This is a genomic window from Azospirillum sp. TSO35-2 (assembly GCF_003116095.1).
GTDB lineage: Bacteria > Pseudomonadota > Alphaproteobacteria > Azospirillales > Azospirillaceae > Azospirillum.
Map to the genome: position 1 here is coordinate 845,021 of NZ_LGRA01000008.1, position 16,434 is coordinate 861,454.

Sequence of the window (16,434 nt, forward strand, 5' to 3'; positions counted from 1 at the left end):
ACCCCGTGTGAACTTTTTTCGGAGGAGGGCCGACCGGCGGCCTTGAGCCCGGCTTGGCCACAATCGTTGAATCGTCTGACCTTCTGACCATAGAGTTGTTCGAAACCAGCAGCGAGCGGCCATGCCCGTCGAGTTCGAAAGCGTCGTCACCACCAGCGCGGCCAAGCAGATCGCCGACAGCCTGCGCACCGCCATCATGGACGGGCGTTTGAAGGTGGATGAGCGGCTGCCGACCGAAGAGGAGTTGGCGCAGCGCTTCAAGGTGTCCCGCCCCACCGTGCGCGAGGCGTTGAAGCGGTTGGCGGCCCAGCACCTGATCCGGTCGCGGCGCGGCCCGACCGGCGGCAACTTCGTCGCCAGCCCGACGCCGGAGGACGCGGCGCGGTCGCTGGCCAACGCCACCACGCTGATGGTCGCGGTCGGCGACATCCAATTGGACGACATGGCGACCGCCCGGCTGGAACTGGAAGGCGTCTGCTGCCGGCTGGCCGCCGCCCGCGACGACGGGGCGCTGGCGGCCGCGTTCGCGGTCATGCAGGACGAGTTGGGGCGCCAACGCGACACCGCCCTGACCGATGAAGAGTTCTGCGCGTCGGATGTGCGCTTTCACCGGGCGCTGGTGGATGCGGCCGGCAACGCCCTGCTGTCCTTCCTGATGCACGCGGTGGTCGAGGCGCTGCAGCCGGTCAGCAACATGATCATCTACCGGGTGCGCGAGCGCGAGGCCATCGTCGGCTTCCACGCCCGCCTGCTCGACGCGGTCACGGCGCACGACGCCGAGGCGGGGGTGGTGGCGCTGGGCGATCTGGTCGCCTACACCCGCGACCGCACCCGCGAGGCGCTCGACCGCCGGGCCAAACGCAACGGCTCCGGCGGCAACGGATCAGGCCGCGAGGGATCAGACGCGACCGGCTGAGAGCGGGGATCCGTCGCCGTCACTTCTCCGGGGTCGGCAGCAGCCCGACCACGCCGTTGCCGATCGTGTGCCCCTGGCGCGTCAGCCACAGGAAGGCGGGTGTCGCCACCGCTCCAACGGTGCAGCCGCCGGCCATGGTGGCGACGACGACCGGAACCGCCACGGCGGTGCCCGTGGCCCCCACCCCGGCCCCCGCCGCGATCAGGGCCACGCCACCGGCCGCGATCGTCGCGGCGCCGACGCCGACGGCGACGAGCATGCAGCCCATGCCCACCGCCTCGCCATCGGTCATCGGCTCCAAAGCCAGCGGCGGAGTCTCGGCCCGGGCGATCGATGCGGCGCCGGCGATCATCGCCCCGACACCGATCAGCGCCAGCACGGCCACAGCGCTCGACCGGCGCCGGTGGGGGCGCTCATCGGGTCGGCGGGACAGGCACTCGGCAGCGTCGGCACTCCACATCATCGGTTCCGCTTTGTCGAAAAGCCCCAGGGAGCCGAAGAATGCCACAGCTTGGCGGTGCCGCCACGCATCATTTACCACGCCGCGGCAAAGGCCGTCCTCTCAGCCGATCGCCCGCAGATGGCGGACCGGCCGGCCGGGAGACATCGCCTCGGCCGACGCCGCGATGCCGTGGGCGTCGATGCCGTGATGACGGTGGAGGTCGGCGATGGTGCCGGTCTGGCCGAAATGCTCCACCCCCAGTGCCCGGGTGCGGTGACCGGCGACCGAGCCGAGCCAGCCCAGCGTCGCCGGATGGCCGTCGACCACGGTGACCAGCGCGCAATGCGGCGGCAGCCCGTCCAGCAGCCGTTCGATGTGACCACGGGCGTGGCCGAGCCCGCGCTCCCGCGCCCGTTGCGCGGCGCTCCAGCCGGCGTGCAGCCGGTCGGCGGAGGTCACCGCCAGCAGGCCGACGTCGCGCCGGTCCTCCCCCAGCATGCCGACGGCGGCGATCGCTTCGGGGGCGACGGCGCCGGTGTAGGCGATCACCACCTGGGCGTTGGGGCCCGGCCGGCGCAGCCAGTAGGCGCCGTCGACGATGTCGCGCTCCAACGCCTCGTCCATCGTCCGGGTCGGCTGCTCCAGCACGCGGGAGGACAGGCGCAGATAGACGGCGCCGCCGGTCTCGTCGCGCAGCCAGTTGCGCTCGTCCGGGATGCCCTCGCCGTCGCGCTGCATGTAGTCGAAGGCCCAGCGCATCACCACCGCCAGCTCGTCGGCGAAGGCCGGCTCGAAATAGGCCAGCCCGTCCTGGGCCATGCCGACCAGCGGCGTGGCGATCGACTGGTGCGCCCCACCCTCCGGCGCCAGGGTCACGCCGGACGGTGTCGCCACCAGCAGGAAGCGGGCGTCCTGGTAGCAGGCGTAGTTCAACTGGTCGGCGCCGCGCATGATGAAGGGGTCGTAGACGGTGCCGATCGGCAGCAGCCGCTCGCCGAACAGGCTGTGCGACAGGCCCAGCGCCGACAGCAGGATGAACAGGTTGGATTCGGCGATGCCCAGCTCCAGGTGCTGCCCCTTCGGCGAGAATTCCCAAGAGTAGGTCGAGGGAATGCGCTCCTTCTTGAACAGGTCGGCCATCTCGCTCTTGGCGAACAGGCCGCGCCGGTTCACCCAGGCGCCCAGGTTGGTGGAGACCGTCACGTCGGGGGCGGTGGTGACGATCCGCTCGGCGAGGCCGGAGCGCTCGCGCCCGATCTCGTTCAGGATCAGGCCGAAGGCGGCCTGGGTCGACAGGATCTTCTGCGCCGGCACCGCCAGGGCGGCGGGCACCGCGACGGCCGGGGCGCCATAGCGGCGGCGGCCCTTCTGCGCGAAGGGCACGCGGGCCAGGAAAGATTCCAGCGTGGCGGCCGGCAGGCCGGCGCCCTCGAAGCGGTCCCACTCATGGCCGGGGCGGACGGCGTTGGCGGCGCGGAAGCCCTCCATCTGCTCGCGGGTCAGCAGGCCGGAGTGGTTGTCCTTGTGCCCGGCCAACGGCAGGCCGAAGCCCTTGACGGTGTAGGCGATGAAGCAGACCGGCCGGTCGTGGCGGCGCGCCTGCTCGAACGCCTCCAGCAGCGACGGCAGGTCGTGGCCGCCGAGGTTGCCCATCAGCCGGGCCAGCTCCGCGTCGCTACGGCGCTCGATCAGGCGGGTGACGTCGCCCTGGTCGCCCAGATCGTCCATCAGGCGGCGGCGCCACGCCGCGCCGCCCTGATAGGTCAGCGCCGAATAGAGCTGGTTCGGGCAATGGTCGATCCAGTGGCGCAGCCGCTCGCCGCCCGGCTCACCGAAGGCGTCCTGCATCAGGCGGCCGTATTTCAGGATCACCACGTCCCAGCCGAAGGCGCGGAAGATGTTCTCCAGCCGCTCCCACAGCCCCTCGCGGATCACCGCGTCCAGGCTCTGGCGGTTGTAGTCGACGATCCACCAAGTGTTGCGCAGCCCGTGCTTCCAGCCCTCCTGCAACGCCTCGAAGATGTTTCCCTCGTCCATCTCGGCGTCGCCGACCAGCGAGACCATGCGGCCCTCGGCCAGGCCGGGCGCCCAGCCCTTGGCCTTCAGATAGTCCTGCACCAGCGAGGCGAACAGCGTCTGCGCCACCCCCAGCCCGACCGAGCCGGTGGAGAAGTCGACGTCGTCGACGTCCTTGGTCCGCGACGGGTAGGACTGGGCGCCCTTGAAGCCGCGGAACGTCTCCAGCTTCTCCCGCGTCTGGTTGCCCAGCAGATACTGGATGGCGTGGAAGATCGGGCTGGCGTGCGGCTTGACCGCCACCCGGTCCTCCGGCCGCAGCGCCGCGAAATACAGCGCCGTCATGATGGTGGCCAGCGAAGCGGAGGAGGCCTGATGACCGCCGATCTTCAGCCCGTCCGCATTCGGGCGGACATGGTTGGCGTTGTGGATGGTCCAGGAGGCGAGCCAGAGGACCTTGCGCTCCAGCTCGGCCAGGCAGGCGAGGTCGTCGGCGGAGATCGTGGTCGCGGTCATGGCGGGCTTCCCGGATCAGCGGTTATGGTACAGGAAACTTATCATTTGTGTCCCGGCAGGTGCTTGCAAAGTGGCGCTGGTCGCGCGTCCGTTTTAGAATCGGCTGCCAATCCAAAAGAGAAAGCGGCAGCCGATGCCAAAGCACGCCCTCGACCGCATCGACCGCAGGATCCTCGCCGCCTTGCAGGAGGACGGGCGCCTGCCCAACAACGAGCTGGCGGAGCGGGTCGGCCTGTCGCCCTCGCCCTGCCTGCGGCGGGTCAAGGCGCTGGAGGAGGCCGGGGTGATCGGCCGCTATGTGGCGCTGGTCGACCCGGCCTCGGTCGACCTGCCGGTGAACATCTTCGTCAGCGTCAGCCTGGAACGGCAGGTCGAGGCGCGGCTCGACGGCTTCGAGGCCGCGGTGATGGCGCGGCCGGAGGTGCTGGAATGCTACCTGATGACTGGCGACGCCGACTACCTGCTGCGGGTGGTGGTGCCCGACCTCGCCAGCTACGAGCGTTTCCTGAAGGAGCATCTGACCCGCATCCCCGGCGTCGCCAACATCCGGTCGAGCTTCGCGCTGAAGCAGGTGCGCTACCGCACGGCGCTGCCGCTGGAGCATCTGGCGGGATGACGGGCTGGTCATATCAACGGCATTCGCTGGCTCGCCGGCGCGGGCATGAGCCCGCGGGGCCGCCGTTGCGGCCCTCCAGCGACACCGGTCAATGACCCGTGCCGCTGGCATCACCCCCGTGCCGGGGCCGGCTTCGCACGTTCCGCTCCTCGGCCCAGCGTCGGCACCAGCAGCGCGGCGACCAGACACAGCGCGCCGGCGATGAAGAAGGCCGGCAGGTAGCTCTGCAACGCCGTGCGCGACAGGCCGGCGCCGAAGGCGGCGGTGGCGGCGCCGATCTGGTGGCCGGCGAAGACCCAGCCGAAGACCAGGTTGGCGCGCTCCCGCCCGAAGCGCTCGGCGGTCAGCCGGACGGTCGGCGGCACGGTGGCGATCCAGTCCAGCCCGTAGAACATCGCGAAGACCGACAGCCCGTAAACGGTGAAGTCCGAATAGGGCAGATACAGCAGCGACAGCCCGCGCAAGGCATAATACCAGAACAGCAGCCAGCGGTTGTCGTAGCGGTCGGACAGCCAGCCGGAACCGACGGTGCCGACGAAGTCGAACACCCCCATCAGCGCCAGCAGGCCGGCGGCCCGCACCTCCGGCACGCCGAAATCGACGCAGAGCGGTACCAGGTGGGTCTGGATCAGGCCGTTGGTGCTGGCCCCGCAGATGAAGAAGGTGGCGAACAGAACCCAGAAGGTCCGGGTGGCCGAGGCGTCGCGCAGCGCCCCCATGGCCGCCGCCAGGACGGAGCCGGTCGGCCGCGGGGCGGGCGGCGTGCCCGCCGGCTCGCCGAAGGCGGTCAGGCCGAGGTCGGCCGGGCGGTCCCGCATCAGCGCCAGCATCGCCAGCGCCGCCACCCCGAGCAACCCGCAGAGCAGGCCGAGCGCGCTGCGCCAGCCATAAGCCTCGGTCAGCAGCGACAGCAGCGGCATGAACACCAGCTGCCCGGTGGCGGAGCTGGCGGTCAGCAGCCCGACCACCAGCCCGCGGCGGGCGGAGAACCAGCGGGTGGCGACGGTGGCGCCCAGCACCATCGCGGTCAGGCCGGTGCCGAAGCCGACGACGAAGCCCCACAGCAGGATCAGTTGCCACACCTCGCGCATCGCCAGCGAGACCAGCAGTCCGCCGCTGACCAGCGACAAGGACGCCAGCACCATGCGGCGGACGCCGAAGCGGTTGATCATCGCCGCGGCGAACGGCCCCATCAGGCCGAACAGCAGCAGGCGGATCGCCATCGCGGTGGAGATGTCGGCGGTGTCCCAGCCGAATTCGCGCTGCAGCGGCAGCAGCAGCACGCCGGGGGCACCGACCGCGCCGGCCGAGATCAGCATCGACAGGAAGGTGACGGCGACGACGACCCATCCGTAATGGATGTTCCGCCGCGCCAGGACGGTCGCGAGGGGGGTGGACAGCATGGCGATGACGGCTCCGGAATCGCGAGAGAACGGCCTTGGCCCATCGTCACCGGGCGGTGACGCCGCCGTCGATGTTGATGGACTGGCCGGTGACGAAGGCCGCGGCGTCGGAGCAGAGCCAGAGCACCGCCGCCGCGACCTCCTCCGGACGGCCGACGCGGCCGACGGGGTGGAGCGGCCCCAGCGCCGCCGCGACCTGGTCGGCGCCGCCGAACGAGGCCGCGGACATCGGCGTCTGGATGATCGCCGGGCAGACGGCGTTGACGCGCACGCCCCGTGCCGCGACCTCGATCGCGGCGGTGCGGGTCAGCCCCTCCACCGCCGCCTTGCTGGCGGAATAGGCGCCGTTGCCGGCCATGCCGATCTGCCCGAGCACCGACCCGGTGTTGACGATGGAACCGCCGCCCTGGCGCAGCATGATCGCCAGTTCATGCTTCAGGCACAGCCAGACACCCTTCACGTTGACCGTCAGGATGCGGTCGAACTCCGCCTCCGTCAGGTCGGTGACCGGAGCGGCGCTGTGGATGCCGGCGTTGTTGAAGGCGGCGTCGAGCCGGCCGTGGTCGCGCTCGATCCGTTCGAACAGGGCGGCGACCTCGGCCGCGTCGGTGACGTCGGCGGCGACGAAGCGGGCACGGCCGCCGAGCCGTTCGGCCAGTTCCACCGTCTCCAGCCCCTCCGCCTCGCGCCGGCCGGTGACGATCACCTCCGCCCCCGCCCCGGCGAAGGCCAGCGCCGCGGCCCGCCCGATGCCCGAGGTGCCGCCGGTGACCAGCGCCACCCGCCCGTTCATGTCCGTCGAAATGCTCATGCCCCGTCTCCTGATGCGCGGTTCCGCGCCTGCCCGTGTCCGGCGCCCATCGCCGGCGGACCGGCGCCTTTATGATGACGATCATCATGAATGGGCGTTTTCATGACGTCCATCATAAATATTCCCGCCGGCGGAAAGCGCAGGCGAGGCTGCCATGCGCGGAATGGACAACCTGACGCTGTCCAAGAAAAACGGCGGCGCCGAGCCACGCCGGACCGGGCCGACGGAAAGTCTCGCCACCCCGCGCCGTCATCTCCGCATTTGAATCAACAAGCGGCTATTCCGTCTCACGGTCCCGCCCAAGGCCGATCGACCGGCTTGTGGTGATGCCGACACACGCGAAAGCCGTTCGTCACCCTTGCGCACGCATACCCTTGACCGAAAGTTCGGATCGGATCATGTAAGCGTTACCCGCTCGACCATGCATCCACATGCGTACCGGACGGTGAGTCCACCACTTTCTTTTGGTCGGTGCAGATCGTGCTCTTGCGGCGTTTGGACGGACCAGGACTTGCCCTCTCCCATCGGTACGGGTCCGGTTTAATGAACCGGCAAGAGTCCGTTAACCAAGAAACCCTAAAACATGTGTGCGGCATCCAGCCGCTTTCAGCCGACCGCCGGGACCGAGTGACGATCGGATCCGTTTGGCGCCATCGCGCTGATCCCCTTTGGAAGGCTGATACAGCGTGACACTGCTGAACGTGCGGGCAGAAGGCCCGATCGACGTCTCCCCGGCCGGTCAATCCTCGATTTCCGCCCCCTGGATCGCCACCGCGACGGCGCCGACGCTGAGCGGCGTCGTCGATCCGTCGCTGCTGCGCGACGAGCTGCTGTCCGACATCCCGCAGGCCACCGCCGCGGCGCATCCGGACCGCACGGCGATCGTCTATGAGGGCCGCCGTGTCAGCTATGCCGATCTGGACGCGCGGGCCAACCGGGTGGCCCGCGGCCTGCGGGCGCGCGGCATCGGGCCGGGCTGCTTCGTCGGGCTGTGGATGGCGCGGTCGCTCGACCTGCATGTGGCGCTGCTCGGCATCCTGAAGGCCGGCGCCGCCTACCTGCCCTTCGACGCCGACGCCCCGGCGGAGCGCGTCGCGATCAGCCTCGCCGACTGCGCCGCCCCGGCCATCCTGGTCGATCTGGTGACGGGGTCCAAGGCCGCGGCGCTGCCGGCGGCCGGCGCCACGGTGCAGACCCTGCGCATCGGCGACGTGCTGGGCGACGACGACCGGCCGCTGGACCTGCGCGCCGACGGGGTGACGCCGGACAGCCCGGCCTACGCCATCTACACCTCGGGCTCGACCGGCAAGCCCAAGGGCATCGTCATCAGCCACCGCAACATCTGCCACTACCTGCGCGCCGCCAACAGCGTCTACGGCATCACCGCCGACGACGTGGCGTTCCAGGGCGCCTCGGTGGCCTTCGACCTGTCGCTGGAGGAGATCTTCGTCCCCTATCTGGCCGGCGCCACCCTGTGGGTCGCCAGCCGCCAGGTGCTGGACGAGGCCGACCGGCTGGCCGACGTGCTGAACGACGCCGGCGTCACCGTGCTCGACACCGTGCCGACGCTGCTGGCGATGCTGCCGAAGGACGTGCCGTCGCTGCGCGTCGTCATCCTGGGCGGCGAGGCCTGCCCGCCGGCGGTCGCGTCGCGCTGGTGCCGCCCCGGCCGCCGCCTGTTCAACAGCTACGGCCCGACCGAGGCGACCGTCGTCGCCACGGTGGCCGAGGTGCAGCCCGACACCCCCGTCACCATCGGCCGCCCGATCCCCAACTACACCTGCTACGTCGTCGACGACGCGCTGGCCCCGGTGCCCGCCGGCACCCAGGGCGAGCTGCTGATCGGCGGCCCCGGCGTGGCCCAGGGCTATCTCGGCCGGCCGGAGCTGACGGCGGAGAAGTTCATCGCCAACCCGTTCCGCGCCGACCAGCAGGACCCGGTGCTCTACCGCTCCGGCGACGCGGTCAGCCTGGACGCCGACGGCAACCTGCGCTTCCACGGCCGCATCGACGATCAGGTCAAGATCCGCGGCTTCCGCCTGGAGCTGGGCGAGATCGAGGCCAAGCTGACCGACCTGCCCGGCGTCGCCCAGGCCACCGTCGTGCTGCGCAACGACAACGGGCTCGACCGCCTGGTCGCCTTCGTGGTGGCGCAGCCGGACGCCGTGCTGGACAAGACCGTGCTGCGCGACGCGCTGCGCGCCCAACTGCCGGCCTACATGGTGCCCTCGCATTACGAGCGGGTGGAGGCGCTGCCGCGCCTGACCTCCGGCAAGGCCGACCGCAAGACCCTGCAGGCGATGGTCCTGACCGAGGATGCCGGCGCCGGCGAGCAGGAGGAGCCCTGCGGCCCGACTGAAGCGGCGCTGCTCGACGCCGCCCGCCGCGTCTTCCCCGGCCAGTCGATCCCGCTGGAGGCGGACTTCTTCCTCGACCTCGGCGGCCATTCGCTGCTGGCGGCGCGCTTCGTGTCGGCCGTGCGCGAGACCGCCGGGCTGGCGACGCTGACGCTGCAGGACGTCTACGCCGCCCGCACCCTGCGGGCGATGGCCGAACGGCTCGACGCCAAGGCGCCGTCGGGCCGCGGGGCCAAGCCGGCCGACCTGTCCTTCGATCCGCCGCCGCTGCACCGCCGCCTGCTGTGCGGTCTGGCGCAGGCCGCGGCGCTGCCGGTCATCCTGGCGCTGATGACCGTCCAGTGGCTCGGCGTCTTCGTCAGCTACATGCTGCTGTCCGGCGAGGACGCGACGCTGCTGGGCGAGATCGGCACGCTGTTCGGCGTCTACGTCATCATCAACATGGCGACGCTGGTCATCGCCATCGCCGCCAAGTGGCTGATCATCGGCCGGACCAAGCCCGGCCGCTACCCGCTGTGGGGCACCTACTATTACCGCTGGTGGCTGGCGCAGCGCTTCATCAGCCTCGTGCACCTGAAGTGGCTGCAGGGTTCGCCGATCATGCGGCTGTTCCTGCGGGCGCTGGGCGCCCGGGTCGGCGCCGACGCCATGATCGGCGAGATCGAGTCCGGCGCGCTGGACCTGGTGTCGATCGGCCGCGGCGCCTCGATCGGCGGCAAGGTCAAGCTGGCCAACGCCGAGGTCATCGGCAACGAGCTGGTGATCGGCACCATCGAAATCGGCGACGACGCCTACATCGGCACCTCCTGCGTGATCGGGCACGACACCGTGGTCGCGCCGGGCACCGAGATGGCCGACCTGACCGCGCTCGCCGCCGGCATGCGCACCGGCGCCTACGAGTCCTGGGACGGCTCCCCCGCCCGCAAGGTCGGCGAGGTCGACCGTGCGGCGCTGCCCGAGGCGCCCCGCGCCGGCATCGTCACCCGCGCGTCCCAGGCGCTGATCTACCTGGTCGCCCTGATCGGCCTGCCGCCGGTGGCGCTGATCCCGATCTTCCCGGCCTTCTACCTGTTCGACAAGTTCGACGCCTGGATGGGCGGGGTGTTCAAGGTCAACTACCTCTACTATGTCCCGGCCATTGCGTGGCCGACCGCCATGGCCCTGGTCGGCATCACCGTGCTGCTGATCGCCGCCATGCGCTGGATCGTCCTGCCGAAGGTGGAGGCCGGTTCCTACTCGGTCCACAGCTGGTTCTACGTCCGCAAATGGATCATCGCGCTGGCGACCGAGGTGATGCTGGAGACGCTCAGCTCGCTCTACGCCACCGTCTACATGCGGGCGTGGTACCGGCTGATGGGCGCGAAGATCGGCCGCGACGCCGAGATCTCGACCAACCTCGCCGGCCGCTACGACCTGGTGGAGATCGGCGAGAAGTGCTTCATCGCCGACGAGGTGGTGCTGGGCGACGAGGACATCCGCCGCGGCTGGATGCACCTGCAGCCGGTGCGGACCGAGGCCCGCGTGTTCGTCGGCAACGACGCCGTCGTGCCGCCGGGCGCCGACATCCCGACCGGCGTGCTGATCGGCATCAAGTCCAAGCCGCCGACCAACGCGGAGATGCAGCCGTCCGACACTTGGTTCGGCAGCCCGCCGATGAAGCTGCCGGTGCGCCAGAAGTTCGACAACGTGTCGGCCAACTGGACGTTCGAGCCGTCGCGCGCCCGCCGTCTCGGCCGCGCGGTGTTCGAGGCGTTCAGCCTGTCGATGCCGTCGATGCTGTTCATCACCTTCGGCACCTTCGCGGTCGAGATGTTCGCCCCGGCGATCCTCGACGGCCGCTGGGGCGCCTTCGCCTGGCAGTTCCTGGCGGTCAGCGTCGCCATCCCCTCCGCCATGGTCCTGATGGTGGCGCTGGTGAAGTGGCTGCTGATGGGCCGCTACGCCCCGACCATGAAGCCGATGTGGTCCTGGTGGGCGATGCGGACGGAGGCGGTGGCGGTGCTGTACTGGGGGCTGGCCGGCAAGGTGCTGCTCGACCATCTGCGCGGCACGCCGATGCTGCCCTGGGTGCTGCGCCTGTTCGGCACCAAGTTCGGCAAGGGCGTCTACATGGACACCACCGACATCACCGAGTTCGACTGCGTGTCGGTCGGCGACTATTCGGCCATCAACGCGCTGTCGGCCCTGCAGACCCACCTGTACGAGGACCGCGTGATGAAGGTCGGCCGGGTGAAGGTCGGTTCCGGCGTCACCGTCGGGGCCGGGGCGACCGTGCTGTACGACACCCATGTCGGCGACTTCGCCCGCCTGGGCCCGCTGACCCTGGTGATGAAGGGCGAGGAGATCCCCGCCCACAGCGAATGGACCGGCGCCCCCGCCGAACCGGTGACCCAGGCCCACACGGCCGAGGTCGGCCGGGTGAAGGCCGCGGCGTAACACCCTCCGCGCCTCCCCCTGGGTGAATGACCCGGGGGGAGTGCGGCCGATCGGCGCCAACTTGGGTGCCGCGTAACGTTTCCAGTTCGTCGACACTGTCTCAGCGTCATCCGCGTGACGACGCTACGGCATGCACACATCTCCAGGCATAGATCACTCACGGGAGAGAAGGGACTTTTCGTCATCCCCGCGAAGGCGGGGACCCAGACTTCCCAATGCGATCCCTCTCGGGAAAGCCTGGATTCCCGCCTTCGCGGGAATGACGGCCGATACAGTGATGCACGATGACGGGAGTGTTCGGCTTCGAGAGGCTACACCCCAAAGTCAACGCCTACGGGGGAGTGCCGCCCTCCCCGCCCTATTCCACCCGCGGCACGCCGACCGCGAACACCGTGCCCCGCCCTTCCACCGAGCGGACCATCACCGGGTGGCCCAGCAGCCGCGCCAGCCGCTCGACGATGGCGAGGCCGAGGCCGATGCCTTCGCTGCGGTCGCGGTCGGGACGGTCGAGCTGCACGAACTCCTCGAAGATGCGGCGGCGGTCGGGTTCGGCGATGCCGCGGCCGGTGTCGTACACCTCGATCCACAGACGGTCGCCGCGGGTCCGGCAGCCGACCAGCACGCCGCCGGCTTCGGTGTAGCGGATGGCGTTGGCGATCAGGTTGCGGACGATGCGCTCCAGCAGCGCCGGGTCGCTGCGCACCACCGCGTTGGTCGGGACCGCGCGCAGCCGCAGGCCCTTGGCCTCCGCCTGGGCCCCGAATTCGGCCTCCAGCTGGTCGAGCAGCGGCGCCAGCGGGACCTCGGTCGGTTTCGGCGTCACCACCCCCGATTCCAGTTTGGAGATGTCGAGGATCGCGTTCAGCAGGTCGCGCATCGACCGCTGCGCCGCCTTCAGGTCGGTCAGCAGCGCCGCCGTCTTGCTGGTGTTCTGGGGCTGGCGCTCCAGCATGCCGGTGAACATGCCGATGGCCTGCAGCGGCTGTTGCAGGTCGTGGCTGGCGTGGGCGAGGAAGCGCGACTTGGCGCGGTGCGCCTGCTCCGCCGCGGTCTTGGCGGTGTGCAGTTCGGCCGTGCGCTCGCGCACCTGCTGCTCCAGCGTGGCGTTGGCCCGCTCGATCGCCTCGGCCATGCGCAGGATTTCGGTAAACTGGTCGCGCACCTGCCGGGTCATCGGCCGGAAGATCACCACCGCCTCGATGCCCAGGATCAGCAGCGTCACCAGCAGGGCGGCCAACCCCAGCCGGTGCAGGGACTGGAACCCCGCCTCGCCCTCCTCCTGGTACAGGGCGACCATCCGTTCCAACTGGTCGAGCAGGGGACCGAGCGCCCGGGCGGTCACCTGATCGGCCACCGTCGGGTCGGGCGGCTGGCCGGCGGCGGCGGTCGCCACCATCTGGCGCAGCGCCGCGATGTGCTCGCTCACCAGCGCCCCGAGCGGATCGCCGTCGCTGGCGAACAGGTCCTTCGGCGGCGGCCCCAGCGGCACCCCTTCCGCCGGCCCCGCCTGACCGTTCAGCCGGCGGTGCGCCAACTCGAACATATCGGTGGCCTCGCCCAGCCGGCGGGCGAGATCGACGCGCGCCGCCGGATCGACCTCGTGCTTGAGCTGTTCGACCAGCAGCGCCGTGCGCTGCGACAGCATGCGCTGCCGGCCGGAGACGTTCACCACCTCCAGCATGCGTTCGTGCTGGCCGATCACCCGCTCGGTCATGACGAAGCCGGCGAGCGTGCCCAGGGCGATCAGCGTCAGCGCCAGGGCGTAGCGCGCGGTCATCCAGCGGGCCGTGGTCGTACCGATCGGTATCATGTGCCCTCTCGACCTCCGCCCGCCGCGGCCGGTCCCGCCGTCATGCGGGAGCATGCCGCGACGCGAAGGCTATGGCGTTTCGGTAAAGCCGCAGGCGGCCAGCCCCGCCCGCATGTGCGCCGGCACCGGCGCCACCGCGCCGACGGGGTCGCGCTTCGGGTAGAGCGGCAGCGAAATGGCGCGGGAGTGCAGGTGCAGCGGCTTGCCCTCCGGCCCGCCATATTGCGGGTCGCCGACCAGCGGGCAGCCGATCGAGGCGCAATGGACGCGGATCTGGTGGGTGCGGCCGGTGTGCGGCGTCAGCTCCAGCCAGGTCAGCCCGCCGCCCTGCCCGCGCACGACGTAATCGGTCACCGCCGTCTGGCCCTCCGGCGAGCCGACAATGCGCCAGCCGCCGGTCTTGTTCGACACCTTGGCCAGCGGCAGCTCGATGCGGCCGGATGGCTGCGGCGGGGTGCCGGCGACCACCGCCCAATAGGTCTTGTCGACCTTGCCGTCCTGGAACAGGATGCCGATCTTGCGCAGCGCCTTGGCGTGCCGCCCCAGGATCAGGCAGCCCGAGGTGTCGCGGTCGAGCCGGTGGGCGAGCGACGGCGGCTTGGGAAAGCCGAAGCGCAGCGCGTCGAAATACCGCTCCAGGTTCGGCCCGCCGGCCGGACCGGCATGGACCGGCAGACCGGCCGGCTTGTCGATGATCAGCATCAGCCCGTCGCGGTACAGGATGCGCTCTTGGAGTTGGGCGGGTGTCACGGGCGGCTCATCCCCAGGCACGGGAAATCAGAAGGTCGATGGCGGCGACGATGCGGTCGCTGTCGTCGGCAAGGGAGCAGACCCGCTCGCCAAGCTGTTCGGCCGGAACCGACGCGAGCTGGAGCGGGTTCAGGAGGACATCGCGCCTCTCGACGACGAACGTCGGGGTGAGTGACGGCTCTGCGGTCTGCACCGCGTCGGCCGCCAGCAGCGGAACGACGACCCGGCGTTTCGACGCGTCGAACCGTTGGGACTGAACGACCACCAGATAGGGAGTGCCGGAGCGGGTTGCGCCCCGGTTGCGATGAACATCGAATTGGGCCATCAGAGGTGATCGAGATGCTCGTCCGCGAACGAGCCGTGCGTGTCGTCGAACGCGTTCAAGGCGGCGATCGTGGCGTCCAGACGGCGCTCGCGCTCCGCCTGCGCCACGTCGGCGGCCAGCAACTTCTCGACCCGTTCCGACAGGGTGCCGGGAAGGGATTTCGCGCGCTGGAGAATGTCCTCGTCCAGGGACAAGGTGACGTCACGCTTCGGGGCACGCCTGTCGTACACGCCATCCATTGGGAAACCCTCCTGCCGACGCACTGAAGATAGGCGCGCCCGGTGCCGTCCGGCAAGCGCACAAACAAAGCGGGCGCGGAACCTCTTGCAAGGCGCCGCGCCCCCTCGCATCCCGTCCGCCCCGATCAGGCGAGCTTCAACTCCTTGAAGAAGTCGTTGCCCTTGTCGTCGACGATGATGAAGGCCGGGAAGTCCTCGACCTCGATGCGCCAGATCGCTTCCATGCCGAGTTCGGGATACTCGACGCACTCCACCTTCTTGATGCAGTCCTGGGCCAGACGGGCGGCGGCGCCGCCGATCGAACCGAGGTAGAAGCCGCCATGCTGCTTGCAGGCCGCCGTCACTTCCGCGCTGCGGTTGCCCTTGGCCAGCATGACCATGGAGCCGCCCGCCGCCTGGAACTGGTCGACGAAGCTGTCCATCCGGCCCGCCGTCGTCGGCCCGAAGGAGCCCGAGGCGTAGCCTTCCGGTGTCTTGGCCGGGCCGGCGTAATAGATCGGGTGGTTCTTGAAATACTCCGGCAGCGGCTCGCCGGCGTCGAGCCGGGCGCGCAGCTTGGCGTGGGCGAGGTCGCGGGCGACGATCAGCGGGCCGGTCAGCGACAGGCGGGTGCGGATCGGGTACTGGCTCAGCGTCGCGCGGATCCGATCCATCGGCTGGTTCAGGTCGATGCGGACGACGTCGCCCGACAGATGCTCGTCACCGATCTCCGGCAGATACTGGGCCGGGTCGGTCTCCAGCTGCTCCAGGAAGATGCCGTCCTTGGTGATCTTGCCCACCGCCTGGCGATCGGCCGAGCAGGAGACGCCGACGCCGATCGGCATCGACGCGCCGTGGCGCGGCAGGCGGATGACGCGGACGTCGTGGCAGAAATACTTGCCGCCGAACTGGGCGCCGATGCCCATGTTCTGGGTCAGCTTGTGGACCTCCGCCTCCATCGCCAGATCGCGGAAGGCATGCGCGTCCTCGCCGCCCTCAGTCGGCAGGTTGTCGAGGTAGCGGGCCGAGGCCAGCTTCACCGTCTTCAGGTTCTGCTCCGCCGACAGGCCGCCGATGACGATGGCCAGATGGTAGGGCGGGCAGGCCGAGGTGCCGAGATAGCGGATCTTGTCTTCCAGGAACTTCAGCAGCCGGTCGGGCGCCAGCACCGACGGCGTGGCCTGATGCAGGAAGGTCTTGTTGGCCGACCCGCCGCCCTTGGCCATGAACAGGAACTTGTAATAGTCCTCGCCCTCGGAATAGATGTCGATCTGGGCCGGCAGGTTGTTGCGGGTGTTCTTCTCCTCATACATGGAGATCGGCGCCAGCTGGCTGTAGCGCAGGTTGCGCTTCAGATAGGCGTCGCGCGCACCCTCCGACAGGGCCTGCTCGTCGCCGCCCTTGGTCCAGACGCGGCGGCCCTTCTTGCCCATGATGATGGCGGTGCCGGTGTCCTGGCACATCGGCAGGGTGCCGGCGGCGGCGATGTTGGCGTTCTTCAGCAGGTCGAGCGCCACGAACTTGTCGTTCGCCGAGGCTTCCTCGTCGTCCAGGATCTTGGCGAGCTGGGCGAGGTGGCCGGGGCGCAGCAGGTGGTTGATGTCGGCAAAGGCCGCCTCGGCCAGCAGACGCAGACCTTCCGGCTCGACCTTCAGGACCTGTTCGCCGTCGAACTCGACGACGGAGACATGGTCGGAGGTCAGCTTGCGGTAGGTCGTGTCGTCCTTGGCGAGCGGAAACAGGCCGGCGGTGGGGGCGGGCGTGGGGGCGGGCATCGGGGCGTTCCTTCGTGACGATCCAACGGCGTCCGCTCGCCTT

General features: G+C 70.0%; 12 protein-coding genes. 3 read left to right on the top strand and 9 right to left on the bottom strand.

What is annotated here, in order from left to right; translation table 11 throughout:
- Positions 1–121 precede the first annotated feature (121 nt).
- Positions 122–916 carry a GntR family transcriptional regulator gene (locus TSO352_RS05280; protein ID WP_109106271.1) on the top strand — a complete coding sequence of 265 codons (795 nt, stop codon included), beginning with the start codon at positions 122–124 and terminating at the stop codon, positions 914–916.
- 19 nt (positions 917–935) lie between these two features.
- Here the strand turns inward: TSO352_RS05280 and TSO352_RS05285 are convergent, their stop codons facing one another.
- Both TSO352_RS05285 and TSO352_RS05290 read right to left on the bottom strand, forming a co-directional pair.
- The gene (locus tag TSO352_RS05285; protein WP_146210715.1) at positions 936–1,295 is read right to left on the bottom strand and encodes a hypothetical protein; all 360 of its coding nucleotides are present in this window, start codon (positions 1,293–1,295) and stop codon (positions 936–938) included.
- Positions 1,296–1,478: 183 nt separating this feature from the next.
- Positions 1,479–3,890, bottom strand: coding sequence for a transketolase (locus TSO352_RS05290; protein ID WP_109106273.1), 2,412 nt, complete (start codon positions 3,888–3,890; stop codon positions 1,479–1,481).
- A 133-nt stretch (positions 3,891–4,023) separates the two neighbouring features.
- Here TSO352_RS05290 and TSO352_RS05295 point away from each other — a divergent pair, with 133 nt between their 5' ends.
- Positions 4,024–4,506 (top strand): Lrp/AsnC family transcriptional regulator, encoded by a 483-nt coding sequence (locus TSO352_RS05295; RefSeq protein WP_109106274.1) that lies wholly within the window; start codon positions 4,024–4,026, stop codon positions 4,504–4,506.
- Positions 4,507–4,616: 110 nt separating this feature from the next.
- On the opposite strand, the gene TSO352_RS05300 is transcribed toward TSO352_RS05295, so the two are convergent.
- Together TSO352_RS05300 and TSO352_RS05305 are read right to left on the bottom strand one after the other, a co-directional pair.
- Positions 4,617–5,909 carry an MFS transporter gene (locus tag TSO352_RS05300; protein ID WP_109106275.1) on the bottom strand — a complete coding sequence of 431 codons (1,293 nt, stop codon included), beginning with the start codon at positions 5,907–5,909 and terminating at the stop codon, positions 4,617–4,619.
- 46 nt (positions 5,910–5,955) lie between these two features.
- Complete coding sequence (locus TSO352_RS05305; protein ID WP_247871907.1) at positions 5,956–6,720, bottom strand: SDR family oxidoreductase; 765 nt, start codon at positions 6,718–6,720, stop codon at positions 5,956–5,958.
- Between the two features lie 686 nt (positions 6,721–7,406).
- Here TSO352_RS05305 and TSO352_RS05310 point away from each other — a divergent pair.
- Positions 7,407–11,513, top strand: coding sequence for a Pls/PosA family non-ribosomal peptide synthetase (locus tag TSO352_RS05310; RefSeq protein WP_109106276.1), 4,107 nt, complete (start codon positions 7,407–7,409; stop codon positions 11,511–11,513).
- 358 nt (positions 11,514–11,871) lie between these two features.
- Here TSO352_RS05310 and TSO352_RS05315 read toward each other — a convergent pair whose 3' ends face one another.
- The 5 genes from TSO352_RS05315 to TSO352_RS05335 form a co-directional block, all read right to left on the bottom strand.
- Complete coding sequence (locus TSO352_RS05315; protein WP_109106277.1) at positions 11,872–13,323, bottom strand: sensor histidine kinase; 1,452 nt, start codon at positions 13,321–13,323, stop codon at positions 11,872–11,874.
- Between the two features lie 69 nt (positions 13,324–13,392).
- Complete coding sequence (locus TSO352_RS05320) at positions 13,393–14,073, bottom strand: RNA pseudouridine synthase (protein ID WP_109106278.1); 681 nt, start codon at positions 14,071–14,073, stop codon at positions 13,393–13,395.
- A gap of 7 nt (positions 14,074–14,080) precedes the next feature.
- Complete coding sequence (locus TSO352_RS05325) at positions 14,081–14,398, bottom strand: CcdB family protein (RefSeq protein ID WP_109106279.1); 318 nt, start codon at positions 14,396–14,398, stop codon at positions 14,081–14,083.
- Positions 14,398–14,637: a type II toxin-antitoxin system CcdA family antitoxin gene (locus tag TSO352_RS05330; RefSeq protein ID WP_109106280.1), complete on the bottom strand. Its 240-nt coding sequence runs from the start codon at positions 14,635–14,637 to the stop codon at positions 14,398–14,400. Before TSO352_RS05330 ends, TSO352_RS05325 begins: the two co-directional genes overlap by 1 nt.
- Positions 14,638–14,762: 125 nt before the next feature.
- Positions 14,763–16,391: a fumarate hydratase gene (locus TSO352_RS05335; RefSeq protein WP_109106281.1), complete on the bottom strand. Its 1,629-nt coding sequence runs from the start codon at positions 16,389–16,391 to the stop codon at positions 14,763–14,765.
- Between the last annotated feature and the right edge of the window lie 43 nt (positions 16,392–16,434).

What these genes read in the sequence shown, in the direction of transcription:
- TSO352_RS05280 (WP_109106271.1), top strand. Translation starts at nt 122, where the DNA reads ATGCCCGTCGAGTTCGAAAGCGTCGTCACCACCAGCGCGGCCAAGCAG.
- TSO352_RS05290 (WP_109106273.1), bottom strand. Translation starts at nt 3,890, where the DNA reads ATGACCGCGACCACGATCTCCGCCGACGACCTCGCCTGCCTGGCCGAG.
- TSO352_RS05295 (WP_109106274.1), top strand. Translation starts at nt 4,024, where the DNA reads ATGCCAAAGCACGCCCTCGACCGCATCGACCGCAGGATCCTCGCCGCC.
- TSO352_RS05300 (WP_109106275.1), bottom strand. Translation starts at nt 5,909, where the DNA reads ATGCTGTCCACCCCCCTCGCGACCGTCCTGGCGCGGCGGAACATCCAT.
- TSO352_RS05305 (WP_247871907.1), bottom strand. Translation starts at nt 6,720, where the DNA reads ATGAGCATTTCGACGGACATGAACGGGCGGGTGGCGCTGGTCACCGGC.
- TSO352_RS05315 (WP_109106277.1), bottom strand. Translation starts at nt 13,323, where the DNA reads ATGATACCGATCGGTACGACCACGGCCCGCTGGATGACCGCGCGCTAC.
- TSO352_RS05325 (WP_109106279.1), bottom strand. Translation starts at nt 14,398, where the DNA reads ATGGCCCAATTCGATGTTCATCGCAACCGGGGCGCAACCCGCTCCGGC.
- TSO352_RS05330 (WP_109106280.1), bottom strand. Translation starts at nt 14,637, where the DNA reads ATGGATGGCGTGTACGACAGGCGTGCCCCGAAGCGTGACGTCACCTTG.
- TSO352_RS05335 (WP_109106281.1), bottom strand. Translation starts at nt 16,391, where the DNA reads ATGCCCGCCCCCACGCCCGCCCCCACCGCCGGCCTGTTTCCGCTCGCC.